This window comes from Brevundimonas sp. (assembly GCF_046299595.1).
Lineage (GTDB): Bacteria > Pseudomonadota > Alphaproteobacteria > Caulobacterales > Caulobacteraceae > Brevundimonas.
The window spans coordinates 40,003-64,760 of record NZ_JBKBHQ010000002.1 but is presented as its reverse complement, the minus strand read 5'-3'; the positions used below and the strand labels follow the sequence as shown (position 1 = coordinate 64,760).

Here is a 24,758-nt window from a genome sequence, read left to right as displayed (position 1 = left end):
CCGGCGACAATGCCGAGCTGACGGTCGAGCTGATCACCCCGATCGCGATGGAAGAGAAGCTGCGCTTCGCCATCCGTGAAGGCGGCCGCACGGTCGGCGCAGGCGTCGTCTCGAAGATCCTCGCCTGAGGATTACCGGGCGGGCAGGGATCGAGGCGCCATGTCGAAGATCCCGGCCTGATCGACGCCTGATCAGGACATGACAAGAACCCCCGCAGGGCCATCCTGCGGGGGTTTTTCATTTTCGGGTGATGAGGGGAGGCGCCTAGTTCGGCTCGCCCGTGGCCGGATCGGTCTGGGTCTCGCCCGAGTTGCTGGAGCCCTCGGCGCCATCGGGCTCTGTGGCAGGACGCGGCGGGGCACCGTCCTCGTCGGTGCGCTGGTCCTCGTTCTCGACTTCGAGGCTGTCGGGGCGGCCGGGAATATGATCGGTCATGGGGCGTGTCCTGATGCGCGTCTGTTGCAGAACAACGCCCGTGCGCGCTGGAGGGTTTCGTTCACCATCACCGCTAACCGCGCTGCAAGGCGGGTGTGAGAGGCTGAGTTCGAGAAGGTCCGAGGCACGGGCCTTGCATCATGTCTGGTCATGAAGGCGGCACGGCACACCATGAAACACTCCGCCAGCACGCAGGTCGAAGTCCTGCGGGCCGAAGCCCTGGGCGAGAGCGAGCTGGCGCGCTGGGTGGCCCTGCGCGCGGCGAACCCGGCGCTGTCCTCGCCCTTCTTCGCGCCCGAGTTCGCCCTGATCGCCTCGGCCCATGTGCCGGATGCTCATGTGGCGATCTTTCATGAGGGCGGGCAGATCAGCGCCTTCTTCCCTTTCCAGCGGCGCGGACGAAAGGCACAGCCGCTGGCGGCGCCCATGAACGACTATCACGGCCTGATCAGTGCCCCGGATGCTGCGATGGCGCTGGAGACGCTGCCCGGTGCGCTCCGGGCCGACAGCGTCAGCGTGGGCGCCTGGGTGGGTGAGGCGAGCGCGGGCCAGAGGCGGCGCACCCTGCAGGTGGATGTCGGCGACAACGGCTTTGAGGGCTGGATGGCCGAGCGTCGCGAGGTCTGGCCCAAATATTTCAAGGACAAGGCACGCGCGCGGCGCGGGCTCGAGCGCGATCTGGGCGAGGTCAGCGTGCGCACCGATGTGCGTGATCCCGAACTGCTGGACCGTCTCATCGCCATGAAGCGCGAGCAGTACGGGCGAACCGGGCGTCACGACGTGTTCGCCTGCGGCTGGACGAGGGACGTGCTGCACGCCCTGATGCGCGAGGGCACGGCGGACTTCGCGGCCTCCATGGCGGTGCTGTGGGCGGGCGACACGCTGGTGGCGCTGGAATACGCCCTGCACCAGGGCGCGGAGTATCATTTCTGGTTCCCCGCCTATGTGCCCGAGCATGCGCGCTGCTCGCCGGGCATCCTGCTCAGCATGGAGACCATGGCCCAGCTGGCCCCGCAAGGTTACCGGGTGTTCGATTTCGGCTTCGAGGGCGAGGGCTACAAGAAGTATTTCTGCAATGCCGAGCGCAGCGTCAGCGAGGCGGTGGTGAGCGCACCCGGGCTTCGCGCGCGTGCGCCGCAGATTGCCCTCTCGGGGCTGGAGCGTGTGAGCGCCGGTCTGTCGGACAGCGTGCAGCGGCGAATGCAGATTATCGAAGCGTGCGAGGTCAGCGCGGTCGGGCGGCTGGGCGCGACCTTGCGTGCGGCGCGCGACATGGTGGTCAAGCGCGCTGCGGGCGCGGTGAGTGCATGAGCGCCAGCGCCCGGAAAGGACCAGAGACACCATGATCCAGCTCAAGACCGAGGCCATGATCGCGCAGGCGCGCGTGTTCGATCACCCGCTGTGCGACATGGGCTTTGCTACCGACGAGGCGCTTGCGGAGCTTCTGGACCGCTATCCCGAAGACCTGTTCGACATCAATCTGTATGACTTCGACGACGAGGGGCAGGCGCGCCTTCGCACCGGCGTGCGCGGCCGGGCCAGCGGCGAGGCCCTGCTGGAGGCGATCAAGCAGGGGCGCCTGTGGGTCAATATGCGCGACGTGCAGATCGTGCATCCCGAGCTGTGGGCCGCAGCAGAGGCGGCCTTTGCACAGATCGAGGCGAGCTTTCCGGGGCTGAGGGCGGTCAAGAAGGCCGGCCAGCTGATCCTGTCCTCGCCTGCGGCGCGGGTGCCCTATCATTTCGATGCGGCGGGCGTGACGCTGTTTCACCTGCGCGGGAAGAAGCGCGTGTTCGTCTATCCCGCAGACGAGGCCCACCTGTCCGAGCGGAGCATGGAGGCGGTCGTCGCGCGCCAGACCACCGAGGAGGTGCCCTATCTGCGCCGCTTCGAGGACGACGCCCGCGTGATCGATCTGGAGCCCGGCCAGGCGCTGATCTGGCCGCTCTATGCGCCGCACAGGGTCGAGAATCTGGACCGCTTCTGCGTGTCCCTGTCGATGGACTTCCAGACCTGGGGCACGCGCCTTCGTAACGGGGCGCTCTATACCAATGCCGTTCTTCGCAGCCGCGGCGCCCTGCCACGGCCAACCACGGCCATGTCGTCGCCAGAGATGCTGGCCCGCTGGGCTGCCTCGCTGGCGCTGAAGCGGACCGGCGCGCTCAAGAGCCGCATCCGCGACATTCCGCGTGACTTCGAGCCGGTGGCCGGTGTGCGCGACGGTGCGGCGGCCTTGGATGCGAGCAAGGCTTGAGGACGCTGGCACCGCCTGAAAGGCCCGCGCCTTACAATAAGGTCATGACCTCGAATTAAAGTGACCGCGACACGACCCTGCGTCACCCTGACCTCAATGCAGCACACCCCGGCACAAGGGGTGATCAGGACACGAGGTCGAACCATGATGAAGCTCAACAACACGCTCCGCTGTTGCGTCATTGCTGCGGGAACGCTGGCGGCATCCATGGCGGTTGCCGGCGCGGCCAGCGCCCAGAGCCGGGTTCAGGTCGAGAATGCCGTTGCGCGCGTGGTGGTCATCGTCGAGGACCGCAGCAACGTGGCCGTGGAGATCGTGCGCGGCAGCGCCGACCTGCCGGAGCTGAGCGTGCGTCGTCGCGGAGATGTCATCGAGGTCGACGGCGGGGTGCGCCGCATCCGCAACTGCCGGTCGGATCGCCGGGTCGTGGACCCCAGCGCACCGGGCACGGGTGCGCGCGTGACCACCTCGCGTGGCACCATCGCGGTGGAGGATGCACCCATGATCGTGGTGCGCTCGCCGCGCGACGTTCACGTCTCGGCTGGCAGCGGTGTCTATGGTGCGGTCGGGCGCGGCAGCCGCTCGGTCACGGTCTCCAGCGCCGGGTGCGGGGACTGGGCCGTGGCCAGCACCGAAGGCGCGCTCAACATCCGCACGGCGGGCTCGGGCGGCGTGCTGGCGGGGACTTCGGGCGAGCTTGATGTGGCGGCCAGCGGCTCGGGCGATGTGCGCACGGGTGCGACCGGCTCTGCGAGAGTCAGGATCGCGGGCTCGGGTGACATCGAGATCGCCCGCATCGACGGCCCGGCCAATGTCGCCATTGCCGGATCGGGTGATGTGCTGATCCGTGGCGGGCGGGCTCCCAATGTGACAGTTTCCATCGCGGGCTCGGGCGATGTCGCCTTTGAAGGCGAGGCGGGCGATGTCACGGCGTCGATTGCCGGATCGGGCGATGTGCGCGTCGCGCGCGCCACGGGCAACATCAGCCGCCGCATCGCCGGATCGGGCAATATCCGCGTCAACGAATAGGCACGCGGACCGCCCTTGGGCACCCTCGCACAGCCTCATGCAAAAGAAGGCGCGCGGTGCTTGACGGGCGGGGAATCTGAAGGCATAAGCGCGCCTCTTGTTGGACCGGCTGTGCACCCCTGCGGTGCAGACGCGGTCCGCAGGAACGACCTGAGTGCCTGTTCTTTGCAGCTTCTTGGGACTTAACGGCCTCGCGGGCATCCGTAGAGGCCGATCGTTTTTGCGGATTAGTGCGTACCTGGGCGCCTCTGGTGCCAAGGCTTCCGGTCTTTGAAATGGTTCACAGGGACGCGGTTCCACCGCCTCTAGGAAATACGAGCGATATGGATCGTCAGAACATCCGCATCCGGCTCAAGGCCTTCGATCACCGCGTCCTGGATCATTCCACGCGCGAGATCGTGAACACGGCCAAGCGCACGGGTGCCCAAGTGCGCGGACCTATTCCGCTGCCGACCCTGATCGAAAAGTTCACCGTCAACCGCTCGCCGCACGTCGACAAGAAGTCGCGCGAGCAGTTCGAAATCCGCACGCACAAGCGCGTGCTCGATATCGTCGACCCCACCCCGCAGACCGTGGACGCGCTGATGAAGCTCGACCTGTCCGCCGGCGTGGACGTCGAGATCAAGATCTGAGGGGGGTCGTGATGCGTCAGGATTCCAATCTCAGAACCGGTGTTCTCGCCCGCAAGATGGGCATGACCCGCGTCTTTACCGCCGACGGCACCCATGTGCCGGTCACCGTGCTGCAGCTGGACGGCTGCCGCGTGGTCGGCCAGCGCCTTGAAGAGCGCGACGGTTATGTCGCCCTTCAGCTGGGCGCCGGTGTGCGCAAGGCCAAGAATGTCGCCAAGGCGCAGCGCGAGGCGTTCGCCAAGCTGGAAGTCGAGCCCGCCCAGGTGGTCTCCGAGTTCCGCGTCAGCCCCGACAACCTGATCGAGGTCGGCGCCGAGCTGACGGCCGATCACTTCGTCGAGGGCCAGAAGGTCGACGTTCAGGGCATCACCATCGGCAAGGGCTTTGCCGGTGCCATGAAGCGCTGGAACTTCGGCGGTCTGCGTGCCACCCACGGCGTGTCGGTCTCGCACCGCTCGCACGGCTCGACGGGCCAGCGCCAGGATCCGGGCCGCACCTTCCGTGGCAAGAAGATGGCCGGTCACTACGGCACCGAGACCGTCACCACCCAGAACCTGCAGATCGTTCGCGTCGATGTCGAGCGTGGTCTGATCCTGATCAAGGGCGCCGTTCCCGGTGCCGAGGGCACCTTCGTGCGCGTCCGTGACGCCGTGAAGTCGCCCTTTGCCGATCTGCCGCGCCCCGGCGCGTTCCGCAGGGCCGGTCAGGAAGCTGCTGCTCAGGACAACGGCGCTGGCGAGGCCGAAGCGGCCGACCAGTCTGCCGATCAGGTCGCTGGCGCTGACGCCGGCGGGAGCGAAGAGCAATGAAACTCTCAGTCACCAAACTCGACGGCAAGGCCGCCGGTGACATCGAGCTGTCCGATGCCATCTTCGGCATTGACGACATCCGCGCCGACATCCTTGCCCGCTGCGTGAACTGGCAGCTCGCCAAGCGCCGCGCCGGAACCCACAAGGTCCAGACGCGCAACGAGAACAGCCGCACCGGCAAGAAGATGTATCGCCAGAAGGGCACCGGCGGCGCCCGTCACGGCTCGCGCCGTGCGCCCCAGTTCGTCGGCGGTTCGCGCGCCTTCGGCCCTGTCGTTCGCGACCATGGCTTCTCCCTGCCCAAGAAGGTCCGCGCCCTGGCCCTGCGTCATGCGCTGTCCTCCAAGGCCAAGGCCGGTGATCTGGTCATCCTCGACGAGATCAGCCTCAAGGAGCCCAAGACGGCCGCCCTGCGCGCCACCTTTGGCAAGCTGGGCTTCGACAACGCCCTGATCATCGCGGGCGATGCGGTCGATGCGAACTTCGGTCTGGCGGCGCGCAACATCCCGAACGTGGATGTGCTGCCGAACGCGGGTCTGAACGTCTATGACGTGATGCGCCGCCGCAAGCTGGTCCTCACCAAGGCCGCTGTCGAGGCGATCGAGGCCCGCTTCAGCCAGAAGGAAGCTGCGTAATGGCCGCCGCTCAACCCACTGTCCGTCACTACGACACCATCCTGTCGCCGGTGATCACCGAGAAGTCGACGCTGCTGTCCGAGCAGAACAAGGTCGTGTTCCGCGTGGCCGATACCGCCACCAAGGACGAGATCGCCGCGGCGGTCGAGGCTCTGTTCAAGGTCAAGGTGACCAAGGTCAACACGCTCGTCGTCAAGGGCAAGACCAAGCGGTTCCGCGGCATCAAGGGCCGCCGGAACGATGTCAAGAAAGCCGTCGTGACCCTGGCCGAAGGCCAGTCCATCGACGTGACCACGGGGCTGTAATCCGATGGCGCTGAAGCAATACAATCCGACCTCTCCGGGCCGTCGCGGCCTGGTTCTGGTCGATCGCTCCGACCTGCACAAGGGTCGCCCGGAGAAGGCTCTGACCGAAGGTCTGACCAAGTCGGGCGGTCGTGGCGCCGGTGGCCGCGTGGCCGTGCGCTTCCGTGGCGGCGGTGCCAAGCGTCTCTATCGCAAGATCGACTTCAAGCGTCGCAAGTTCGACGCGGTCGGCACGGTCGAGCGTCTGGAGTACGATCCGAACCGCACGGCGTTCATCGCACTGGTCAGCTATGCTGACGGCGAGAAGGCCTACATCATCGCGCCGCAGCGCCTGAAGGCGGGCGACACGGTGATCGCGGGCGACAAGGTCGACATCAAGCCCGGCAACGCCATGCCGCTGCGTGCGATGCCGGTGGGCACCATCATCCACAATGTGGAGATGAAGCCCGGCAAGGGTGGCCAGCTGGCCCGCTCGGCCGGTTCCTACGCCCAGCTGGTCGGTCGCTCGGAAGGCTATGCCCAGATCCGTCTGGGTTCGGGTGAGCTGCGCATGGTGCTGGACACCTGCATGGCCACGGTGGGCGCGGTTTCGAACCCCGACCACATGAACCAGAACCTCGGCAAGGCCGGTCGCGTGCGTCACAAGGGCTTCCGCCCCCACGTCCGCGGTGTGGCCATGAACCCGATCGACCACCCGCACGGTGGTGGTGAGGGCCGGACCTCGGGCGGCCGTACGCCGGTCACGCCCTGGGGCAAGGACACCAAGGGCACCCGCACCCGCAAGAACAAGGCCACGGACAAGTTCATCATCCGTAGCCGCCACGTGAAGAAGGCTCGCTAATCATGGCCCGTTCCGCCTGGAAAGGCCCCTTCGTTGACGGCTACCTTCTGAAGAAGGCCGAAGCCGTTCAGACGTCCGGCCGCAAGGACGTGATCAAGACCTGGTCGCGCCGCTCCACCATCCTGCCGCAGTTCGTGGGACTGACCTTCGGTGTCCACAACGGTCGCAAGCACATCCCCGTGCTGGTGTCCGAGGACATGGTCGGCATGAAGTTCGGCGAGTTTGCGCCGACCCGCTCCTTCCCCGGCCACGCGGCCGACAAGAAGGCCAAGAGGAAGTAATCATGGGCAAGGCCGCAAACCCCCGCCGCGTCGGTGCGACCGAGGCCCGTGCCAAGGTCGTCAACCTGCGCACCAGCCCGCGCAAGCTGAACCTGGTCGCCGCCTCGATCCGCGGCCTGCCGGTGCAGAAGGCGCTCAACGAGCTGGAGTTCAGCCACAAGCGCATCGCCATCCAGGTGCGCAAGGCGCTCTACTCGGCCATCTCCAACGCCGAGAACAACCACAACCTCGACATCGACAATCTGGTCGTGTCCGAGGCCTTCGTGGGCAAGAACCTGGTGATGAAGCGATTTTCGGCGCGTGCGCGCGGCCGTTCCGCCCGCATCATGAAACCTTTCTCCGAGATCACCATCGTGGTCCGTGAAGCTGGCGAGGCCGCCTGATGGGTCAGAAAGTCAATCCGGTCGGGCTGCGGCTCGGCATCAACCGCACCTGGGACAGCCGCTGGTTCGCCGGCGACAAGGACTATGCGCGCCTGCTGCACCAGGACCTGAAGCTGCGCAGCTGGCTCAAGGAGCGCCTGTCGGGTGCTGGCGTGTCGCGCATCATCATCGAGCGTCCGCACAAGAAGTGCCGCGTGACCATCTATGCCGCCCGCCCCGGCGTGGTGATCGGCAAGAAGGGCGCCGACATCGACAAGCTGCGCAAGGACATCGGTGCGATGGCCGAGGGCGAGGTGTTCCTCAACATCGTCGAGGTGCGCAAGCCCGAGACCGACGCCCAGCTCATCGCTGAGAACATCGCCCAGCAGCTCGAGCGCCGCATGGCCTTCCGTCGCGCCATGAAGCGCGCGATCCAGTCGGCGATGCGTCTGGGTGCCAAGGGCATCCGCATCAACGTTTCCGGTCGCCTCGGCGGTGCCGAGATCGCGCGGATGGAGTGGTACCGCGAAGGTCGCGTGCCGCTGCACACCCTGCGCGCCGACATCGACTATGGCTTCACCGAAGCGCGCACGACCTACGGCATCATCGGCATCAAGGTCTGGGTGTTCAAAGGTGAGGTGCTCGAGCACGACCCGATGGCGCTGGACAAGCGCTGGGCCTCGGAGGCCTCGGGTCCGTCTTCCAACGAAGGTCGTGAACGCTCCGAGCGTGGCCCGCGTGGCCCGCGCCGTGACCGCGGCCGTGGCGCAGAGGCCTGACCGTCATGCTGCAACCCAAACGCACCAAGTTCCGCAAGGCGTTCAAGGGCCGTATCCACGGCAACGCCAAGGGCGGCTTCACGCTGAACTTCGGCTCCTACGGGCTGAAGACCCTGGAGCCCGAGCGCATCACCGCGCGCCAGATCGAGGCGGCCCGCCGCGCGATCACGCGTCAGATGAAGCGTCAGGGCCGGGTGTGGATCCGCGTGTTCCCCGACCTGCCCGTCACGGGCAAGCCCGCCGAGGTCCGCATGGGCTCGGGCAAGGGCTCGGTGGACTACTGGGCCGCGCGCGTGGCGCCGGGCCGCATCATGTTCGAGATCGACGGTGTGCCGGACGACGTTGCCCGCGAGGCCCTGCGCCTCGGCGCGGCGAAGCTGCCCGTTCGCACCAAGGTCGTCACCCGGCTTGACGCCGGCATCGCCTCGGAGGGCTGATCATGTCCAAGATTGCCGACTTCAGGGCCATGAACCCCGACCAGCTGCAGGACGAGCTGCTCAAGCTCAAGAAAGAGCAGTTCAACCTGCGTTTCCAGGCCGCCACCGGCCAGATGGAAAAGACCCATCGCGTGGGTGAGGTGAAGACCGCCATCGCCCGCATCCAAACCCTGCTGCGCGAAAAGCGCTCCGCCTGAGGACGAGACCAGAATGCCAAAGCGAATTCTTGAAGGCGTGGTCGTCTCCGACAAGGGCGACAAGACCGTCGTGGTCAAGGTAGAGCGGACGCTGCTGCACCCGGTCCTGAAAAAGACCGTGCGCCTGTCCAAGAAGTATCACGCCCACGACGAGGGCAATCTCTACAAGACCGGTGATCAGGCCCGCATCGTCGAGTGTGCGCCCAAATCCAAGCTGAAGCGCTGGGAAGTCCTGCCCAAGGACGACTCGGCTGCTGCCCAGTAATTTCGAGAAGGATCGGATCCGATGATCCAGATGCAAACTAACCTGGAGGTGGCCGACAACTCGGGCGCTCGCCGGGTCATGTGCATCAAGGTGTTGGGCGGCTCCAAGCGCCGCTACGCCTCGGTGGGCGATGTCATTGTGGTTTCCGTGAAGGAAGCCATCCCGCGTGGTCGCGTGAAGAAGGGCGATGTGCTGCGTGCCATCGTCGTGCGCACCTCCAAGGACATCCAGCGCAAGGATGGCTCGGTCATCCGCTTCGACAAGAACGCTGCGGTGATCGTCAACAAGCAGAGCGAGCCCGTGGGCACGCGCATCTTCGGTCCGGTGCCGCGCGAGCTGCGCGCCAAGAACCACATGAAGATCGTCTCGCTGGCTCCGGAGGTCATCTGATGGCTGCCAAGATCAAGAAGGGCGACACCGTCATCGTGCTGACCGGCAAGGACAAGGGCCGCAAGGGCGAAGTCCTGCGCGTCATGCCGACGGAAAACCGCGCCATCGTCTCGGGCATCAACATGGTCCAGCGCCATACCCGCCCGACCCAGGCCAACCCGCAAGGCGGCATCGTCAACAAGGAAGCGACCATCCACCTGTCGAACCTGTCGCTGGTCGACAGCGCCGGCAAGCCGACCCGCGTCGGCTTCCGCGTCGAGGACGGCAAGAAGGTCCGCTTTGCCAAGAGCACGGGAGACGCCATCAATGGCTGAAGCCCAGACCAAGTATGAGCCGCGGCTCAAGACCCAGTATCGCGAGAGCATCCGTGCCGCGATGCAGGAGAAGTTCGGCTACACCAACGAGATGCAGATTCCGCGCATCGAGAAGATCGTGCTGAACATGGGCATCGGTGAAGCCGTGGCCGACTCCAAGAAGGCCGCCGCCGCCATCAAGGACCTGACCGCCATCGCCGGCCAGAAGCCGGTGGCGACCAAGGCCCGCAACTCCATCGCCGGCTTCAAGCTGCGCGAGGGCATGGTGGTCGGCGCCAAGGTCACGCTGCGCAAGGACCGCATGTACGAGTTCCTGGACCGCCTGATCACCGTGGCCCTGCCGCGCGTGAAGGACTTCCGGGGCCTCAAGCCCACTTCGTTCGATGGCCGTGGCAACTATGCGATGGGTCTGAAGGAGCACCTGGTGTTCCCCGAGATCAACTATGACCAGATCGATCAGATCTGGGGCATGGACATCATCGTCACCACCACCGCCAAGACCGACGAGGAAGCCCGTGAGCTTCTGCGTCAGTTCCAGTTCCCGTTCACGCAGAACTGACGGGAGGGAAAGAGACATGGCCAAGAAAAGTGCAATCAACCGCAACGAGCGCGTCAAGGCGCTGGTTGCCCAATACGCCGAGAAGCGCGCCGCGCTGAAGGCGATTGCCAACGACGAGAGCCTGCCGCTCGAGGAGCGCTTCGACGCGCGCCTCAAGCTTGCCAAGCTGCCGCGCAACTCCGCGCCCAACCGCGTTCGCAACCGCTGCGACGTCACGGGCCGTCCGCGCGCCTACTACCGCAAGCTCAAGATGAGCCGCGTGGCGCTGCGTCAGCTCGCCTCGCTGGGTCAGATCCCCGGCATGACGAAGTCGAGCTGGTAAGGGAGATCAGCGATGTATGTGAACGATCCCCTCAGCGACATGATCGCCCGTATCAAGAACGCGGCCCAGCGCAAGCGGTCCACGGTCCTGACACCGGCCTCGCGTCTTCGTCAGCGCGTCCTCGACGTGCTCAAGGACGAGGGCTACATCCGTGGCTACAGCCTGGTGCAGAACCCCGGCGAGTTCCCTCAGTTCGAGATCGAGCTGAAGTACTATGACGGCCAGCCCGTCATCGCCGAGATCAGCCGCGTGTCCAAGCCGGGCCGCCGGGTCTATTCGTCGATCAAGGATCTCAAGCCGGTCAAGAACGGCCTGGGCATCTCGATCCTGTCCACGTCCAAGGGCGTGATGTCGGACACTGCCGCGCGCGACGCGAAGGTGGGCGGCGAAGTCCTCTGCCGGGTGTATTGACATGTCCCGTATCGGCAAGAAACCCATCCCCGTTCCGAACGGTGTCACCCTCAGCCTCGATGGCCAGACCGTCAGCGTGAAAGGCCCCAAGGGCCAGCTGTCCTGGACCGTTGCCGACGAGGTGACGCTCAGCCACGAGAACGGCGAGCTGTCGCTCTCGCCGCGTGACGACACGGCCCGTGCCCGCGCCATGTGGGGCCTCTCGCGCTCGCTGGTGGCCAACATGGTCACGGGCGTCACCGAAGGCTTCGAGCAGACGCTGGAGCTGGTCGGCGTGGGTTACCGCGCTGCCATGAAGGGCCAGTCGCTCTCGCTGCAGCTCGGCTTCAGCCATGACGTCGACATTCCGCCGCCTCCGGGCATCACCTTTGCGGTGCCCAAGCAGACGGAAGTGAAGATCTCCGGCATCGACAAGCAGGCCGTCGGCGAGACCGCCGCCCGCATCCGCAAGATTCGTCCCCCCGAGCCCTACAAGGGCAAGGGCGTGCGCTACGCCGGCGAGACCGTGCGTCGCAAGGAAGGCAAGAAGAAGTAAGCCATGGCTCTTTCTCCTCGCGAAACCGCCGCGCGTCGCAAGCAGCGCACCCGGCGTCACCTCAAGAGCGTCGCCAACGGTCGTCCGCGCCTGTCGGTCAACCGCTCCGACAAGCACATCTCGGCCCAGGTCATCGACGACATCAACGGCGTCACCCTGGCCTCCGCCTCCACGCTGGAGGGCGGCAAGGGCCAGAAGGGCTCGGACAAGGCCGCTGCCGAGCGCATCGGCAAGCTGGTGGCCGAGCGTGCCGTGGCCAAGGGCGTCAAGGAAGTCGTGTTCGATCGCGGCTCGTACATCTATCACGGGCGGGTGAAGGCGCTGGCTGAAGCCGCGCGTGAAGCCGGTCTGTCCTTCTAAGAGCCGGAAAAGGAAAAGATCTCATGGCTCGTGAACCTCAACGCTCCGGTGGCGGCGACCGCCGTGACCGCCGTGACCGTTCCGCTCCCGTCGAGGAGCAGAACGAGTTCATCGAAAAGCTGGTCCACATCAACCGCGTGGCCGCCACTGTGAAGGGTGGCCGCCGCTTCTCGTTCGCCGCCCTGATGGTGGTAGGCGACCAGAAGGGCCGCGTGGGCTTCGGTCATGGCAAGGCGCGTGAAGTGCCCGAGGCCATCCGCAAGGCGACCGAGGAAGCCAAGAAGTCGATGATCCGCGTGCCCCTGCGCGAGAGCCGCACCCTGCACCACGACGGCAACGGCCGCTGGGGTGCGGGCAAGGTCATGATGCGCGCGGCCCCTCCCGGCACCGGCATCATCGCGGGCGGCCCGATGCGCGCCGTGCTCGAGAGCCTGGGCGTGCAGGATGTGGTGGGCAAGTCCACCGGCTCGTCCAACCCCTACAACATGGTGCGCGCCACCTTCGAAGCGCTGAAGGTCCAGTCCTCGCCCCGTCAGGTCGCGTCCAAGCGCGGCAAGAAGGTCGGTGACATCATGGGTCGCCGCAACGACGGTGCCTCCGCACCCGAAGCCATCGAGAGCTGATCATGGCCCCGAAGAAAGACAAGTCCGCGACCGTCACCGTGCGCCAGGTGGGCAGCCCCATCCGCCGCAAGAATGACCAGCGCGCCACCCTCATCGGCCTCGGCCTCAACCGCGTGGGCCGCGAAGCGACCCTGGAAGACACCCCTGCGGTGCGCGGCATGATCGCCAAGGTCGCGCACATGGTCGAAGTGGTCGAGAAGTAAGACCGCACCCTCACACCAAACGCCGAGTCCGCGCCGGGTTCATCCCGGCCGGGCGCGAGAACCCGAAAGGATCAGGCACATGAAACTCAACGAAATCCGTGACAACGAAGGCGCAGCCAAGAAGCGCATGCGCGTGGGCCGCGGCCCCGGCTCGGGCAAGGGCAAGACCGCCGGTCGCGGCGTCAAGGGCCAGAAGTCCCGCTCGGGCGTCGCCATCGGCGGCTTCGAGGGCGGCCAGATGCCGCTCTACATGCGTATGCCCAAGCGCGGCTTCAACGCGCCCAACACGCGCAAGCTGGTCGAAGTGAACCTGTGGCGTCTGCAGGATGCGGTCGACGCCAAGAAGCTGGACCCCAAGGCCGATATCGATGCCGAAGCCCTGATCGCCGCCGGCGTGATCCGCCGCGCACGTGACGGTGTGCGCCTGCTCGGCAAGGGCGAGCTGAAGGCCAAGCTGAACATCATCTGCTGGTCGGCCAGCGAGTCGGCCGTGAAGGCCATCGAGGCCGCGGGCGGCAAGGTCACCCAGCAGCGCCCCGTCGCAGCCGAAAAAGTCGAGGCCTGACAAGGCTCGTAACGGGCGGCCTCGCAAAGGGGCCGCCTTTCGCCTATTTGATGGCGAGTCACAAGTCTCGGGGTATCTAGATGGCGTCCGCCGCCGAACAACTCGCAGCCAATATGAACTTCGGTGCCTTCTCCAGGGCGACCGAACTGCACAAGCGCCTCCTGTTCACCCTGGGGGCGCTTATCGTCTATCGCATCGGTACCTACGTTCCGATTCCGGGCATCAACTCGGAGGCGTTCCTCCAGTTCTTCCAGAACCCGGACCAGCAGCGCGGCATCCTGGACATGTTCAACATGTTCTCGGGCGGTGCGGTCGAGCGTATGGCCGTCTTTGCGCTGAACGTGATGCCCTACATCTCGGCGTCGATCATCGTGCAGCTGCTCTCGGCGGTCTATGGCCCGTGGGAGAAGCTCAAGAAGGAAGGCGGGGAGGCAGGCCGCAAGCAGCTCAACCAGTACACCCGCTATCTGACGGTGCTGCTGGCCGTGCTTCAGTCGCTTGGCATCGCTGCGGGCCTGAATGCCTCGGAGGGTCTGGTCGATCAGCCCGGCTGGTTCTTCATGGTCTCGACGGTCGTGACCCTGACCGGGGGCACCATGTTCCTTATGTGGCTGGGCGAGCAGGTGACGGCGCGCGGGGTCGGCAACGGTATCTCCCTGATCATCTTCGCGGGCATCGTGGCGGTTCTGCCGGGCACCATCGCACGCCTTCTGGGTCTGGCCCAGCAGGGTCAGATCGGTGCCTTCATGCTGTTCTTCATCGCCGTGCTGGCGGTGGCCGTGGTGGTCTTCATCGTGTTCATGGAGCGCGCCCAGCGCCGGCTGCTGATCCAGTATCCCAAGCGCCAGCAAGGCAACCGGATGGTTGGCGGTGAGAACTCCTTCCTGCCGCTGAAGGTGAACACGGCGGGCGTGATCCCGGCGATCTTCGCCTCGTCGCTGCTGCTGCTACCGACCACGGTTGCGGCCATGACGGCCAATGCCGATCTGCCCGACTGGATGGCGGGGTGGCTGCCGGTCGTGACCGCCCAGATGCAGCATGGCCAGCCCGCCTTCATGATCTTCTATGGCGCGCTGATCATCTTCTTCTGCTTCTTCTACACCTCGATCGTGTTCAATCCCGAGGATACGGCGGACAACCTGCGCAAGTACGGAGGCTTCCTGCCGGGCATCCGCCCGGGCAAGCGCACGGCCGAGTACATCGACTATGTGCTGACGCGCATCACCACCATCGGCGCCGCCTATATGACGCTGGTGTGCCTGATGCCCGAGTTCTTCGTCTCGGAGTTCGGCAACAACCTCTACTTCGGCGGCACGTCGCTGCTGATCGTGGTCTCGGTGACGATGGATACGGTCTCGCAGATCCAGTCGCACCTGCTGGCGCACCAGTACGAAGGCCTCATCAAGAAGGCCAAGCTGCGCGGGCGCGGAGCGCTCACCACCGGCCGCCCGACGGGTCGGCGGTGATCGTGACCGGCTGGCTCAGGGCGTAGAGGAAGGCGCGTCATGAACATCATCCTGTTCGGCCCTCCTGCTGCGGGCAAAGGCACCCAGGCCAAGCGGCTGGTCGCAGAGCGCGGCATGGTGCAGCTGTCCACTGGCGACATGCTGCGCGCGTCCATCGCGTCCGGCTCGGAGCTTGGCCAGGAGGTCAAGGCGATCATGGATCGCGGCGATCTGGTCACCGATGCCATCGTCGTGCGCCTGATCGAGGCGCGCCTGCCCGAGGCCGATGCCGGAGGCGGTGCGATCTTTGACGGCTTTCCGCGCACCCTGGCCCAGGCCGAGGCGCTGGATGCCATGCTCGCCGCGCGCGGCTCGCAGATCGATCGTGTCATCCGCCTCAAGGTGGACGATACGGCGCTCATCGAAAGGGTTGCCACCCGCTTTGCCGAGCAGGGCAGGGCGGACGACAACCCTGACAGTTTCAAGGTGCGCCTCGGCGCCTACAACGCCCAGACGGCTCCGCTGCTTCCTTACTACGAAGCGCAGGGCAAGCTGGTTGATGTGGACGGCATGGGCACCATCGAGGCGGTGGCTTCGGCCATCAACGCGCAGCTCGACCTCTGAGGGCTGTGAAACCCATTGACGGAAGCTGATTCCTCCTTATAAGGGGCCGCTTCCGCGAAAGGGCGCGACACGTTCTGGTCTGTTCAGACCGGGGCGTCGTTCGCGTCTGTAACGCGTGTTTGGAGAATACGAGACCGTGGCCCGTATCGCTGGCGTCAACATCCCGACGAACAAGCGCGTTGAGATCGCGCTGCAATACATTCATGGCATTGGCCAGAAGTCCGCCAAGGACATCATCGCCAAGGTCGGCATCGACAGCTCTCGCCGTGTCAACGAACTGACCGACGCCGAAGTGCTGCAGATCCGTGAGACCATCGACCGTGACTTCACGGTGGAAGGCGACCTGCGCCGCGAAACCTCGATGAACATCAAGCGTCTGATGGACCTGGCCTGCTATCGCGGCCTGCGTCACCGCAAGGGCCTGCCGGTCCGCGGTCAGCGCACCCACACCAACGCACGGACCCGCAAGGGCCCCGCCAAGCCGATCGCCGGCAAGAAGAAGTAAGGGCTGAACCCCGATGGCCAAGGAACCGGCACGCGTCAAACGTCGCGAGCGCAAGAACATCACCTCGGGCGTGGCGCACGTGAACGCCTCGTTCAACAACACCATGATCACCATCACCGACGCGCAGGGCAATGCCATCTCGTGGTCGTCCGCCGGTGCCATGGGCTTCAAGGGCTCGCGCAAGTCGACGCCCTATGCCGCCCAGGTCGCTGCCGAGGACGCCGGGCGCAAGGCGATGGAGCACGGCGTCAAGACGCTGGAAGTCAACGTTGCCGGTCCCGGTTCGGGCCGTGAGTCGGCGCTGCGTGCGCTGCAGTCGGTGGGCTTCACGATCACCACCATCCGTGACGTGACCCCCATGCCGCACAACGGTTGCCGTCCGCCCAAGCGTCGTCGCGTCTGATACTTCGCCTATCTCCTATACCGCCGACCCCGACGCCCCATGCGGGCCGATCGCGGGGTCGGCGAAACCCGTTCGAGGGACATCGATGATCGAAAGAAACTGGCAGGAACTCATCCGTCCCGAAAAGCCCCAGGTCGAGACCGGTACCGATCCGTCGCGCAAGGCGCGTCTGGTGGCCGAGCCCCTCGAGCGCGGCTTTGGTGTGACGCTCGGCAATGCTCTGCGCCGGGTTCTGCTCTCCTCGCTTCAGGGCGCTGCCGTCACGGCGGTGCAGATCGACGGCGTGGTGCACGAGTTCTCGCCGCTGGAAGGCGCGCGCGAGGATGTCGTGGACATCGTCCTCAACATCAAGCAGCTGGCCCTGCGCCTGCACGCCGAAGGCCCCAAGCGCATGACCCTGCGCGCCACCGGCCCCGGTCCGGTGACGGCTGGTCAGATCGATGCACCTTCGGACATCGAGATCCTGAATCCCGATCACGTCCTGTGCACGCTCGATGACGGCGCCTCGGTGCGCATGGAGTTCATCGTGCACAACGGCAAGGGCTATGTGCCCTCCGAGCAGAACCGCCCCGAGGACGCGCCCATCGGCCTGATCGCGGTGGATGCGCTCTATTCGCCGGTGAAGCGCGTGGCCTATCGTGTCGAGCCCACCCGCCAGGGCCAGTCGCTAGACTATGACAAGCTGATCCTCGAGGTCGAGACCAACGGCGCGGTCACGCCCGTCGATGCCGTGGCCTATGCCGCGCGCATCCTTCAGGACCAGCTGCAGATCTTCATCACCTTCGAAGAGCCGAAGGTGGCCGTGGCCGACGAAGGCAAGCCCGACCTTCCGTTCAACCCCGCCCTGCTCAAGAAGGTGGACGAACTGGAGCTGTCGGTGCGTTCGGCCAACTGCCTGAAGAACGACAACATCGTCTATATCGGCGACCTGATCCTGAAGACGGAAAGCGAGATGCTTCGCACTCCGAACTTCGGCCGCAAGTCGCTGAACGAGATCAAGGAAGTGCTGGCCTCGATGGGGCTGTCGCTGGGCATGGACGTGCCCAACTGGCCGCCGGAGAACATCGACGAGCTGGCCAAGAAGTTCGAAGACCAGATTTGACCGTGTAAGCGGACCGGCCGGCCCGGTCCCAAGGAGAGACCCCGATGCGCCACGGCGTAGCCCATCGCAAGCTCGGACGGACGAGCAGCCACCGTCAGGCCATGTTCGCAAACATGGCGGCGTCGCTGATCAAGCACGAGCAGATCACGACCACCCTGCCCAAGGCGAAGGAACTGCGTCCCTTCGTCGAGAAGCTGGTGACGCTCGCCAAGAAGGGTGACCTTCATGCGCGCCGTCAGGCCATCAGCCAGATCCGCGACGTGGATCAGGTCGGCAAGCTGTTCTCGACGCTTGGCCCGCGTTATGCCGAGCGCAACGGCGGCTATATCCGCGTGCTCAAGGCGGGCTTCCGCCACGGCGACAATGCGCCCATGGCCGTGATCGAGTTCGTCGACCGCGACGTCGATGCCAAGGGCAAGGACTCCGGCCCGGTGTTCGATCAGGACGCCGAGGACTGATCGCCGGGTTTTGGGAATGCGAGACCTGAAAAGGGGCGAGCGGAGCGATCCGCCCGCCCTTTTCTCATTCGGGGGCTGAAAATGAGCGTGACGATACGCGATTTTGTCCCGCATCACGGACCGGACTGGCGCAGGCTCAACGAGGCCTGGCTGCGCGACGGGGGTTTTGCCATCGAGGCGCGCGATCAGGCGGTGCTGGACGATCCGCAGGGCGCTATCCTGGCGCGGGGCGGGCACATTTTCATGGCCGAGATTGATCGTGAGGCCGGGAGCGAGGCCGGGAGTGAGGTGGTTGGCTGCTGTGCCCTGCTGGACAGGGGCGATGGCGAGACTCTGGAGCTGGCCAAGATGACCGTAAGTGCCGCGCACCGCGGCCGGGGCATCGGCATGGCGCTGTTGCACGCGTGCGAGCGGCGTGCGCGGGAGAGCGGGCACCGGCGGCTTTATCTCGAGACCAACAGCAGCCTCAGGACCGCCATAGCCCTCTATGAGCGGTTCGGTTTTCGGGCGCTTGCGCCGCAGGCGACGGACTATGCGCGCTGCGACGTTTGGATGGAAAAGCGGCTCTGAAGCCTATTCGCGCGAGAGGGTCTGACGCTGGAACAGCGTCAGGGCGAGCGCCAGCGGCCCCAGCGTCCACAGGCCCATGCTGACAAGGGCCTTGGATACGGCACCCGTCCCCACGACCGAACCGGGCGCGGCAGCAATGCTCTGGGCGTGGGCGGAGAGTATGTTGAATGCGAGCGTCGGCAGGGCCAGAGCCGAGCGCCAGTCGGGGTTGGCTGCGCCTGTGCCCATCATGCCGATCAGGGTGTACTCGATGCCGAGGAACAGCAGTGGTAACAGCACCGCCGCCATGATCGAGCGCGTCAGTATGGCGACCAGCAGCACGATGAGCGAGAACTGGAGCAGGCGCCAGATTCCGAGTCCGACGAGCGATGCCAGATTGGTGGCCACCAGCTCCGGCGCGCTCAGGCTCGGTGCGGTGCCTGCCAGCATCAGCGCGAAGACTGTGCCCAGAAACTGAGCCAGCAGAATGGCTGCTATGGATGCCAGGACCGCTGCGGCAAACACGGTCAGCCGCGCCACAATGATCAGTGCGCGCGCGTTCCGTGGCACAGTGAGGCGCCATGTCTCGAAGCGATAGTCGGCAGCAAACATGTTGGCCGCACCGATCAGGCTGAAGAACATCAGCCATGGGCCGGGCAGGTGCTCCAGCGTGGACAGAGGCAGATCGAGCGCGTTCATGGACTCCATGTTGTCAACCAGAATGCCGTTCGCGCGCGCCCAGATCGCAGTGGCCATCAGGCCCACAAGAATCACGACAGGCAGGAAGGCAAATCCCCAGACCAGGGCCGCGCGATGGTGAAGCAGGCGCCAGAATTCGGCGCGCAGGGCGTCAATCAGCATCGGAGCCGCCTGTGTGGGACTCGGTTGCCGCCTGCGGCCCGGGATCATCGCGCCGGCTCGCGCCCTCCATGTAGAAGTTCTCGAGATTGGAGCCGATCCAGCGCGCCTCGGTGATGTCGATGCCTTGCCCGACAAGCTGGCGCAGCAGTTCTGGCGCTTCCTCGCGGGTGATGCGGGCCATGGCGGCACTGCCTTCGCGTGAGCCGCGCGCACCGAGCACATCCAGCACCCGGGCAATGGGCTCGGCCTCGATGCGAAGGGCGCTCTCACCGTGCAGGATGTCAGCGACGCGGCCGCTGCTGATCAGGCGGCCCTGACTGAGCATGGCCACCCGGTCGCAGATGCGCTCGACCTCGGCAAGCTGGTGACTGGCGAGAATGACGGTGCGCCCGTCCTCGTCGGCCATGGTGCGGATGAGCTTGCGCATTTCCACAATACCGATGGGGTCCATGCCCGAGGTGGGCTCGTCGAGAATGACGACCTCGGGGTCGCTGATCAGGGCGGCTGCCACACCCAGGCGCTGCATCATGCCCACCGAAAAGCCGCGAGCGGGCCGGTCGGCGGCTGTGGCCAGACCCACGCGCTCCAGCCATGCGTCGATCCGGGCGCGCGGGGCGGGTGTGCCGTGCATCAGCGACAGCCAGATCAGGACATCGCGCGCCTTCATGCCATGGGGAAAGCGCGGGCTCTCGATCATGGAACCTGTGCGCCTGAGCGTGCTGGCGCTGCGCCGGGCATCGCCCAGGATGCTGGCCTCTCCGCTGGTGGGGTGGATCAGGCCGAGCAGGATGCGGAACAGCGTGCTCTTGCCTGCGCCATTGGGACCGAGGATGCCGAAGACACCCCCGGCGGGTATCTCCAGATCGAGCCCGTCGAGGGCTCTCACCTGTCCGAAGGTGCGCGTCAGCCCGCGCGTGGCGATCACCGCACTCATGCAGTGAGGTTGCGGCGGCAGCGTGCCTTTGGCAAGAGCAGCGTGGATTAACGACCTGTCATGTTTTGCGCCTAAGCCAAGAGGCAGAGGCCACATCCTTCTGATTGCGAGATTGCCGCCATGAGCCCTATCCGAAAACTTGCTTCCCTCGGTCTGGCGCTTGGCGCTGCCCTGTTTCTGGCGTCCTGCAATCTTGCGCCGGTGGCCCGGCCCGCTGCAGCGGCAACCGCCGAGGCCAGTCGCGAGGAACCCCGGCCCATCGTCGTGCTGATCTCGATCGACGGTTTCCGTCCCGACTACATAGAGCGGGGCGTGACCCCGGTGCTGCGGCGGCTGGCGGACGAAGGCGCGTTCGGCCCCATGACGCCGTCCTTTCCCAGCGCGACCTTTCCCAACCACTACACTCAGGTAACGGGGCTGCACCCGGACAACCACGGCATCGTGTCGAACACCATGCGTGACGAGGCGCTGGGCCGCTTCTCGCTGGGCAATCGCGACGCGGTGAGCGACCGTCGCTGGTGGGATGATGCCGAGCCCATCTGGGTCACGGCAGAGCGCGCAGGGATCATCACCGGCACCATGTTCTGGCCGGGTTCGGAAGCCGACATTCGCGGCGTGCGCCCCAGCTTGTGGAGCGTGTTCGACCAGTCCCTGCCCGGCGATGCGCGTGTCGACCGGCTGCTCTCGTGGCTCGATCTGCCCGAGGGCGAGCGCCCGCGCTTTGCCACCCTCTATTTCGACATCGTCGACACCGCCGGTCACAATCACGGACCGGACTCGGCCGAGGTGAACGAGGCGATGGCCTCTGTAGATGCGTCCATGGCGCGCCTGCTGGCGGGGCTGGAAGCACGCGGCCTGAACGATCAGGTGGTGCTGGTGATCGTGTCCGATCACGGCATGGCCGAGACCTCGCCCGAGCGCGCCATCTATCTGGACGACGTGATCGATCTGGAGAGCGTCGAGGTGCTCACCTGGGGCTATTTCAGCGGCATCTATCCGCGCGCGGAGCGCGAAGCCGAGGTGCGGGCCGCCTTGCTGCGCGATCATGCGAACATGGACTGCTGGGCCAAGGACCAGATTCCGGCCCATCTGAACTATGGCCGTCACCCGCGCGTGCCGCCCTATGTCTGTCTGGCCGAGAACGGCTGGCTGATCGCATCGCGGGCGCGCCCGATCACGCGCGTGGGCGGGGCGCACGGCTATGACCCGCGCCATCCCGACATGGCGGCCATCGTGCTGGTCCATGGCCCCGGCGTGCGCTCAGGTGTCAGGCTGTCGGGTGTCAGTGCGGTGGACGTGCATCCCTTGCTGGGAGCCTTGCTGGACCTTGAGGTGCCGCGCGGTGACGGCAGCCTCGACGCGCTGCGCCCGGCCCTGGTCCGATAGGGATTTCATCGCGCTCATGAGCGGCCCGGCCAGCGCCGGATCAAGGCCTTGATCTGGTCGAAAATCTCGGTCCGAATGGCGCAGGCTGATCCAGCCCGTGAACCTTTTGCATGACCGAGCCCTTCATCGCGCATGAACAGACACACTCCCTCACGCCTCGCCCTTGTGGCCTGCCTCGCCCTTGCGGCCTGCGGCAATCCTGATGCCACCAAGGCCCAGGAAAGCGATCCGCCCTTCAACGCCCAGAACCGCATCGCCCCGTCCGATGCCAGCGAGATGCGGGTCTCGTTCGCGCCCGTGGTGCGCTCGGCCGCGCCTGCCGTGGTCAATATCGCCGCGCGCAGGGTCGAGCGTCAGCGCGATCCGTTCTGGGAGTTCTTCGGCGGCGGTGTGCCCCAGGCGCGTGTGGCCGAGTCGGTCGGCTCGGGCGTGATCGTGCGCGCTGACGGCATCGTCGTCACGAACCACCACGTTGTGGACCGCGCCCAGCAGATCCGCGTGGTGCTGGCCGACCGGCGCGAGTTTCCGGCCCGCGTGATCCTGTCCGATCCGCGCTCGGACCTGGCGGTGCTTCAGGTTGAGACGGGCGGCGAGCGCCTGCCCGTGCTGCCCATCGACGAGACCGAGGACCAGCAGGTCGGTGATCTGGTGCTGGCGATCGGCAACCCCTTCGGTGTCGGCCAGACCGTGACCAACGGCATCATCTCGGCCCTGAACCGCACCGAGACCGGCATTACCGACGCCTCGTCCTTCATCCAGACCGATGCGGCCATCAATCCGGGCAACTCGGGCGGCGCACTGGTGGACATGGACGGGCGCCTGATCGGCATCAATACCGCCATCTTCTCGCGCTCGGGCACGTCGTCTGGCGTGGGCTTTGCCGTGCCTGCCAGCATGGTGCGCCGGGTGGTCGAGAGCGCCACGGGCGGGGCCAGCTCGGTCGTGCGTCCGTGGCTGGGTGCGCGCACCACGGCGGTGACCGCGGATGCGGCGCGCAGTCTCGGCCTGTCACGGCCCCAGGGCGTGATCGTCACCGACCTCTATCCCGGCGGCCCGGCGGCGCGCGCAGGACTTCGCGAAGGCGACATCATCACCGCCATCGACGGGGCCGAGGTCAATGATCCCGGCGGGCTCAACTTCCGCATCGGCACGCGGCGTCCGGGCGACACCACGCGCGTGGCCATCCTGCGCGGCGGCAATGCCCAGACCCTGAACGTGCGCGTGGACGAGCCTCCTGCCACGCCTGCGCGTGACCAGAGGGTGATCGAGGGGCGCAACCCGCTCAGCGGCGCGCAGGTGGTCAATCTGTCCCCGGCCGTGGCGGACGAGCTGGGGCTCGATCCCCTGATCGGCGAGGGCGTGCTGATCACGGCGGTTTCGGGGCGCGGCAGCGCGGCGTCAGTGGGCTTTCGCCCCGGCGATATCGTGCGTCAGGTCAATGGCCAGCGCGTGACCACGACACGCCAGCTCGAACAGCTTCTGTCGGCACAGCAGGGCTGGGCCATCACCATCGAGCGCAATGGTCAGCTGATCACCGGGCGGTGGGGATAGGCCGCTAGGCCCGCACCGCGTTTTGGGTCTAAGTGGTGCCATGAGCGATCTGTTCGAGGCCTCGGGCATCGTGCCCCCTGACGCGCCGCTTGCCGACCGGCTGAGGCCCGCGCGCCTGTCGGAGGTGCTGGGCCAGGATCACCTGCTGGCAGAGGGCGGCCCCATCGGGCGCATGGTGGCGGGCGGGCGGCTGTCGTCCATGATTCTTTGGGGGCCGCCGGGCACGGGCAAGACCACCATTGCCCGCCTGCTCGCCAGAGAAGCCGGCTATCAGTTCCAGCAGCTCTCGGCCGTCTTTTCGGGAGTGAGCGATCTCAAGAAGGCGTTCGAGAGCGCGCGCGCGCGTCGCGCCGCCGGTCAGGCGACCTTGCTGTTCGTGGACGAGATCCACCGCTTCAACCGGGCCCAGCAGGACGGCTTCCTGCCTTTCGTGGAGGAGGGGATCGTCACTCTGGTCGGGGCGACGACCGAGAATCCCTCCTTCGAGCTGAACGGCGCGCTTCTGTCGCGCACCCAGGTTTTCGTGCTCAGGCGACTGGACGATGCAGCCCTGTCGACCCTGATCGTGCGGGCCGGGGAACAGGGCGGTGTCCCGGTGAAGCTGACGGACGAGGCCCGCGGCGCCCTGATCGCCATGGCCGATGGCGATGGGCGCTACCTGCTAAGCATGGTCGAGACCTTGCAGGCCATAGGCGGGGACGAGACGCTCGATGTCGGCGCTCTGGGCGCTCTGCTCCAGAAGCGCAGCCCCGCCTATGACAAGAACCGCGAGGAGCACTACAACCTCATATCGGCCCTGCACAAATCGGTGCGCGGCTCGGACCCGGACGCGGCGCTCTACTGGCTGGCGCGGATGCTGGCGGGGGGCGAAGACCCGCTGTTTCTTGCCCGCCGGATCGTGCGCATGGCGGTCGAGGACATCGGACAGGCCGACCCCATGGCGCTGGTGATCGCCAATGCCGCCAAGGATACCTACGACTTCCTGGGCAGCCCCGAGGGTGAACTGGCACTGGCGCAGGCCGTGGTGCACCTGGCGACCGCGCCCAAGTCGGTCAGTGTCTATCGTGCCTACAAGGCCGCCGCGCGCGCGGCGCGCGAGACCGGCAGCCTGATGCCGCCTGCCCACATCCGCAATGCGCCCACGAAGCTGATGAAGTCGCTGGGTTACGGGCAGGGCTACCAGTACGACCCCGACACGCCCGACGGCTTTTCCGGGGCCAACTATTTTCCCGACGGGATGGAGCGCGCCAGCTTCTACCAGCCGGGCGATCAGGGGCACGAGGTGCGGGTGCGCGAGCGCTTGGAGCGCTGGGCGGCCCTGCGTGCGCAGGCCCGTGCGGGACACGGCGCAGGCGAGCGCTGAACATTTCCGTTGCCGGATCGAATAATCGGCGTAG

Annotated in this window: 37 protein-coding genes and 1 pseudogene; 35 read left to right on the top strand and 3 right to left on the bottom strand. The window is 66.2% G+C overall.

Translation table 11 applies throughout. From position 1 onward, the window contains the following. Positions 1 to 128, top strand: a pseudogene (tuf, locus tag ACK4E3_RS12170) (elongation factor Tu); the annotation flags it as partial. A 136-nt stretch (positions 129 to 264) separates the two neighbouring features. Here tuf and ACK4E3_RS12165 read toward each other — a convergent pair. Then, positions 265 to 435 carry a hypothetical protein gene (locus tag ACK4E3_RS12165; protein ID WP_409701517.1) on the bottom strand — a complete coding sequence of 57 codons (171 nt, stop codon included), beginning with the start codon at positions 433 to 435 and terminating at the stop codon, positions 265 to 267. A gap of 171 nt (positions 436 to 606) precedes the next feature. Between ACK4E3_RS12165 and ACK4E3_RS12160 the strand changes: the two genes are divergently transcribed. From ACK4E3_RS12160 to ACK4E3_RS12010, 31 genes are all read left to right on the top strand, one after another. After that, on the top strand, positions 607 to 1,746 hold the full coding sequence (locus ACK4E3_RS12160; RefSeq protein ID WP_409701514.1) for a GNAT family N-acetyltransferase: 1,140 nt from the start codon (positions 607 to 609) through the stop codon (positions 1,744 to 1,746). A gap of 31 nt (positions 1,747 to 1,777) precedes the next feature. Next, positions 1,778 to 2,689, top strand: coding sequence for a cupin-like domain-containing protein (locus ACK4E3_RS12155; protein ID WP_409701511.1), 912 nt, complete (start codon positions 1,778 to 1,780; stop codon positions 2,687 to 2,689). 144 nt (positions 2,690 to 2,833) lie between these two features. Beyond that, entirely contained in the window at positions 2,834 to 3,718 is an 885-nt protein-coding gene (locus ACK4E3_RS12150) for a GIN domain-containing protein (RefSeq protein WP_409701508.1), read from the top strand. Positions 3,719 to 4,041: 323 nt separating this feature from the next. Beyond that, positions 4,042 to 4,350 (top strand): 30S ribosomal protein S10, encoded by a 309-nt coding sequence (gene rpsJ / locus ACK4E3_RS12145; RefSeq protein ID WP_302110668.1) that lies wholly within the window; start codon positions 4,042 to 4,044, stop codon positions 4,348 to 4,350. Between the two features lie 11 nt (positions 4,351 to 4,361). Further along, entirely contained in the window at positions 4,362 to 5,159 is a 798-nt protein-coding gene (gene rplC, locus ACK4E3_RS12140; RefSeq protein WP_409701504.1) for a 50S ribosomal protein L3, read from the top strand. Continuing rightward, positions 5,156 to 5,794 carry a 50S ribosomal protein L4 gene (rplD, locus tag ACK4E3_RS12135; RefSeq protein ID WP_409701501.1) on the top strand — a complete coding sequence of 213 codons (639 nt, stop codon included), beginning with the start codon at positions 5,156 to 5,158 and terminating at the stop codon, positions 5,792 to 5,794. The genes rplC and rplD overlap by 4 nt, the downstream gene beginning before the upstream one ends. After that, entirely contained in the window at positions 5,794 to 6,099 is a 306-nt protein-coding gene (locus ACK4E3_RS12130) for a 50S ribosomal protein L23 (protein ID WP_409701498.1), read from the top strand. The genes rplD and ACK4E3_RS12130 overlap by 1 nt, the downstream gene beginning before the upstream one ends. A gap of 4 nt (positions 6,100 to 6,103) precedes the next feature. Then, the gene (gene rplB / locus ACK4E3_RS12125; RefSeq protein WP_409701495.1) at positions 6,104 to 6,940 is read left to right on the top strand and encodes a 50S ribosomal protein L2; all 837 of its coding nucleotides are present in this window, start codon (positions 6,104 to 6,106) and stop codon (positions 6,938 to 6,940) included. Between the two features lie 2 nt (positions 6,941 to 6,942). Beyond that, positions 6,943 to 7,221, top strand: coding sequence for a 30S ribosomal protein S19 (gene rpsS / locus ACK4E3_RS12120; RefSeq protein WP_409701492.1), 279 nt, complete (start codon positions 6,943 to 6,945; stop codon positions 7,219 to 7,221). 2 nt (positions 7,222 to 7,223) lie between these two features. Further along, on the top strand, positions 7,224 to 7,604 hold the full coding sequence (gene rplV, locus ACK4E3_RS12115; protein WP_409701489.1) for a 50S ribosomal protein L22: 381 nt from the start codon (positions 7,224 to 7,226) through the stop codon (positions 7,602 to 7,604). Beyond that, positions 7,604 to 8,362, top strand: a complete 759-nt coding sequence (gene rpsC / locus ACK4E3_RS12110; protein WP_409701485.1) for a 30S ribosomal protein S3 — start codon at positions 7,604 to 7,606, stop codon at positions 8,360 to 8,362. Before rplV ends, rpsC begins: the two co-directional genes overlap by 1 nt. A 5-nt stretch (positions 8,363 to 8,367) precedes the next feature. Further along, entirely contained in the window at positions 8,368 to 8,799 is a 432-nt protein-coding gene (rplP, locus tag ACK4E3_RS12105; RefSeq protein WP_409701482.1) for a 50S ribosomal protein L16, read from the top strand. Positions 8,800 to 8,801: 2 nt separating this feature from the next. Next, the gene (gene rpmC / locus ACK4E3_RS12100; protein ID WP_409701479.1) at positions 8,802 to 8,996 is read left to right on the top strand and encodes a 50S ribosomal protein L29; all 195 of its coding nucleotides are present in this window, start codon (positions 8,802 to 8,804) and stop codon (positions 8,994 to 8,996) included. Positions 8,997 to 9,009: 13 nt separating this feature from the next. Then, positions 9,010 to 9,261: a 30S ribosomal protein S17 gene (gene rpsQ / locus ACK4E3_RS12095; protein WP_409701476.1), complete on the top strand. Its 252-nt coding sequence runs from the start codon at positions 9,010 to 9,012 to the stop codon at positions 9,259 to 9,261. Positions 9,262 to 9,282: 21 nt separating this feature from the next. After that, the gene (rplN, locus tag ACK4E3_RS12090; protein WP_409701473.1) at positions 9,283 to 9,651 is read left to right on the top strand and encodes a 50S ribosomal protein L14; all 369 of its coding nucleotides are present in this window, start codon (positions 9,283 to 9,285) and stop codon (positions 9,649 to 9,651) included. Beyond that, positions 9,651 to 9,965, top strand: a complete 315-nt coding sequence (gene rplX, locus ACK4E3_RS12085; RefSeq protein WP_409701470.1) for a 50S ribosomal protein L24 — start codon at positions 9,651 to 9,653, stop codon at positions 9,963 to 9,965. The genes rplN and rplX overlap by 1 nt, the downstream gene beginning before the upstream one ends. Further along, on the top strand, positions 9,958 to 10,524 hold the full coding sequence (gene rplE / locus ACK4E3_RS12080; protein WP_409701467.1) for a 50S ribosomal protein L5: 567 nt from the start codon (positions 9,958 to 9,960) through the stop codon (positions 10,522 to 10,524). The genes rplX and rplE overlap by 8 nt, the downstream gene beginning before the upstream one ends. 16 nt (positions 10,525 to 10,540) lie before the next feature. Next, on the top strand, positions 10,541 to 10,846 hold the full coding sequence (rpsN, locus tag ACK4E3_RS12075) for a 30S ribosomal protein S14 (RefSeq protein WP_409701464.1): 306 nt from the start codon (positions 10,541 to 10,543) through the stop codon (positions 10,844 to 10,846). 12 nt (positions 10,847 to 10,858) lie between these two features. Beyond that, positions 10,859 to 11,257 carry a 30S ribosomal protein S8 gene (rpsH, locus tag ACK4E3_RS12070; RefSeq protein WP_409701461.1) on the top strand — a complete coding sequence of 133 codons (399 nt, stop codon included), beginning with the start codon at positions 10,859 to 10,861 and terminating at the stop codon, positions 11,255 to 11,257. Position 11,258: 1 nt separating this feature from the next. Next, on the top strand, positions 11,259 to 11,792 hold the full coding sequence (gene rplF, locus ACK4E3_RS12065; protein WP_409701458.1) for a 50S ribosomal protein L6: 534 nt from the start codon (positions 11,259 to 11,261) through the stop codon (positions 11,790 to 11,792). Positions 11,793 to 11,795: 3 nt separating this feature from the next. Further along, the gene (gene rplR, locus ACK4E3_RS12060) at positions 11,796 to 12,152 is read left to right on the top strand and encodes a 50S ribosomal protein L18 (protein WP_409701455.1); all 357 of its coding nucleotides are present in this window, start codon (positions 11,796 to 11,798) and stop codon (positions 12,150 to 12,152) included. A 23-nt stretch (positions 12,153 to 12,175) separates the two neighbouring features. After that, complete coding sequence (rpsE, locus tag ACK4E3_RS12055) at positions 12,176 to 12,775, top strand: 30S ribosomal protein S5 (RefSeq protein ID WP_409701452.1); 600 nt, start codon at positions 12,176 to 12,178, stop codon at positions 12,773 to 12,775. 2 nt (positions 12,776 to 12,777) lie between these two features. After that, entirely contained in the window at positions 12,778 to 12,978 is a 201-nt protein-coding gene (gene rpmD / locus ACK4E3_RS12050; RefSeq protein ID WP_409701449.1) for a 50S ribosomal protein L30, read from the top strand. 79 nt (positions 12,979 to 13,057) lie between these two features. After that, entirely contained in the window at positions 13,058 to 13,543 is a 486-nt protein-coding gene (rplO, locus tag ACK4E3_RS12045) for a 50S ribosomal protein L15 (RefSeq protein WP_409701446.1), read from the top strand. 80 nt (positions 13,544 to 13,623) lie between these two features. Beyond that, complete coding sequence (secY, locus tag ACK4E3_RS12040; RefSeq protein WP_409701443.1) at positions 13,624 to 15,009, top strand: preprotein translocase subunit SecY; 1,386 nt, start codon at positions 13,624 to 13,626, stop codon at positions 15,007 to 15,009. Between the two features lie 39 nt (positions 15,010 to 15,048). Then, positions 15,049 to 15,612: an adenylate kinase gene (locus tag ACK4E3_RS12035; protein ID WP_409701440.1), complete on the top strand. Its 564-nt coding sequence runs from the start codon at positions 15,049 to 15,051 to the stop codon at positions 15,610 to 15,612. A 136-nt stretch (positions 15,613 to 15,748) separates the two neighbouring features. Further along, positions 15,749 to 16,117, top strand: a complete 369-nt coding sequence (gene rpsM / locus ACK4E3_RS12030) for a 30S ribosomal protein S13 (RefSeq protein WP_409701437.1) — start codon at positions 15,749 to 15,751, stop codon at positions 16,115 to 16,117. Between the two features lie 13 nt (positions 16,118 to 16,130). Next, positions 16,131 to 16,520 carry a 30S ribosomal protein S11 gene (gene rpsK, locus ACK4E3_RS12025; RefSeq protein ID WP_409701434.1) on the top strand — a complete coding sequence of 130 codons (390 nt, stop codon included), beginning with the start codon at positions 16,131 to 16,133 and terminating at the stop codon, positions 16,518 to 16,520. Positions 16,521 to 16,605: 85 nt separating this feature from the next. Next, positions 16,606 to 17,622, top strand: a complete 1,017-nt coding sequence (locus tag ACK4E3_RS12020) for a DNA-directed RNA polymerase subunit alpha (RefSeq protein WP_409701431.1) — start codon at positions 16,606 to 16,608, stop codon at positions 17,620 to 17,622. A 44-nt stretch (positions 17,623 to 17,666) separates the two neighbouring features. Further along, the gene (gene rplQ / locus ACK4E3_RS12015) at positions 17,667 to 18,080 is read left to right on the top strand and encodes a 50S ribosomal protein L17 (protein ID WP_409701428.1); all 414 of its coding nucleotides are present in this window, start codon (positions 17,667 to 17,669) and stop codon (positions 18,078 to 18,080) included. Positions 18,081 to 18,161: 81 nt separating this feature from the next. After that, positions 18,162 to 18,650 carry a GNAT family N-acetyltransferase gene (locus tag ACK4E3_RS12010; protein WP_409701425.1) on the top strand — a complete coding sequence of 163 codons (489 nt, stop codon included), beginning with the start codon at positions 18,162 to 18,164 and terminating at the stop codon, positions 18,648 to 18,650. Between the two features lie 3 nt (positions 18,651 to 18,653). Here ACK4E3_RS12010 and ACK4E3_RS12005 read toward each other — a convergent pair whose 3' ends face one another. Both ACK4E3_RS12005 and ACK4E3_RS12000 read right to left on the bottom strand, forming a co-directional pair. Continuing rightward, positions 18,654 to 19,490 carry a hypothetical protein gene (locus tag ACK4E3_RS12005; protein WP_409701422.1) on the bottom strand — a complete coding sequence of 279 codons (837 nt, stop codon included), beginning with the start codon at positions 19,488 to 19,490 and terminating at the stop codon, positions 18,654 to 18,656. Beyond that, positions 19,480 to 20,424 carry an ABC transporter ATP-binding protein gene (locus ACK4E3_RS12000; RefSeq protein ID WP_409701419.1) on the bottom strand — a complete coding sequence of 315 codons (945 nt, stop codon included), beginning with the start codon at positions 20,422 to 20,424 and terminating at the stop codon, positions 19,480 to 19,482. Before ACK4E3_RS12000 ends, ACK4E3_RS12005 begins: the two co-directional genes overlap by 11 nt. A 120-nt stretch (positions 20,425 to 20,544) precedes the next feature. On the opposite strand from ACK4E3_RS12000, the gene ACK4E3_RS11995 reads away from it, so the two are divergent. The 3 genes from ACK4E3_RS11995 to ACK4E3_RS11985 all read left to right on the top strand — a co-directional run bounded on the left by ACK4E3_RS11995 (position 20,545) and on the right by ACK4E3_RS11985 (position 24,724). Further along, complete coding sequence (locus ACK4E3_RS11995; protein ID WP_409701416.1) at positions 20,545 to 21,810, top strand: ectonucleotide pyrophosphatase/phosphodiesterase; 1,266 nt, start codon at positions 20,545 to 20,547, stop codon at positions 21,808 to 21,810. 132 nt (positions 21,811 to 21,942) lie between these two features. Next, on the top strand, positions 21,943 to 23,361 hold the full coding sequence (locus ACK4E3_RS11990) for a Do family serine endopeptidase (protein WP_409701413.1): 1,419 nt from the start codon (positions 21,943 to 21,945) through the stop codon (positions 23,359 to 23,361). A gap of 40 nt (positions 23,362 to 23,401) precedes the next feature. Then, positions 23,402 to 24,724, top strand: a complete 1,323-nt coding sequence (locus ACK4E3_RS11985; protein ID WP_409701410.1) for a replication-associated recombination protein A — start codon at positions 23,402 to 23,404, stop codon at positions 24,722 to 24,724. The last annotated feature ends 34 nt before the right edge of the window (positions 24,725 to 24,758 follow it).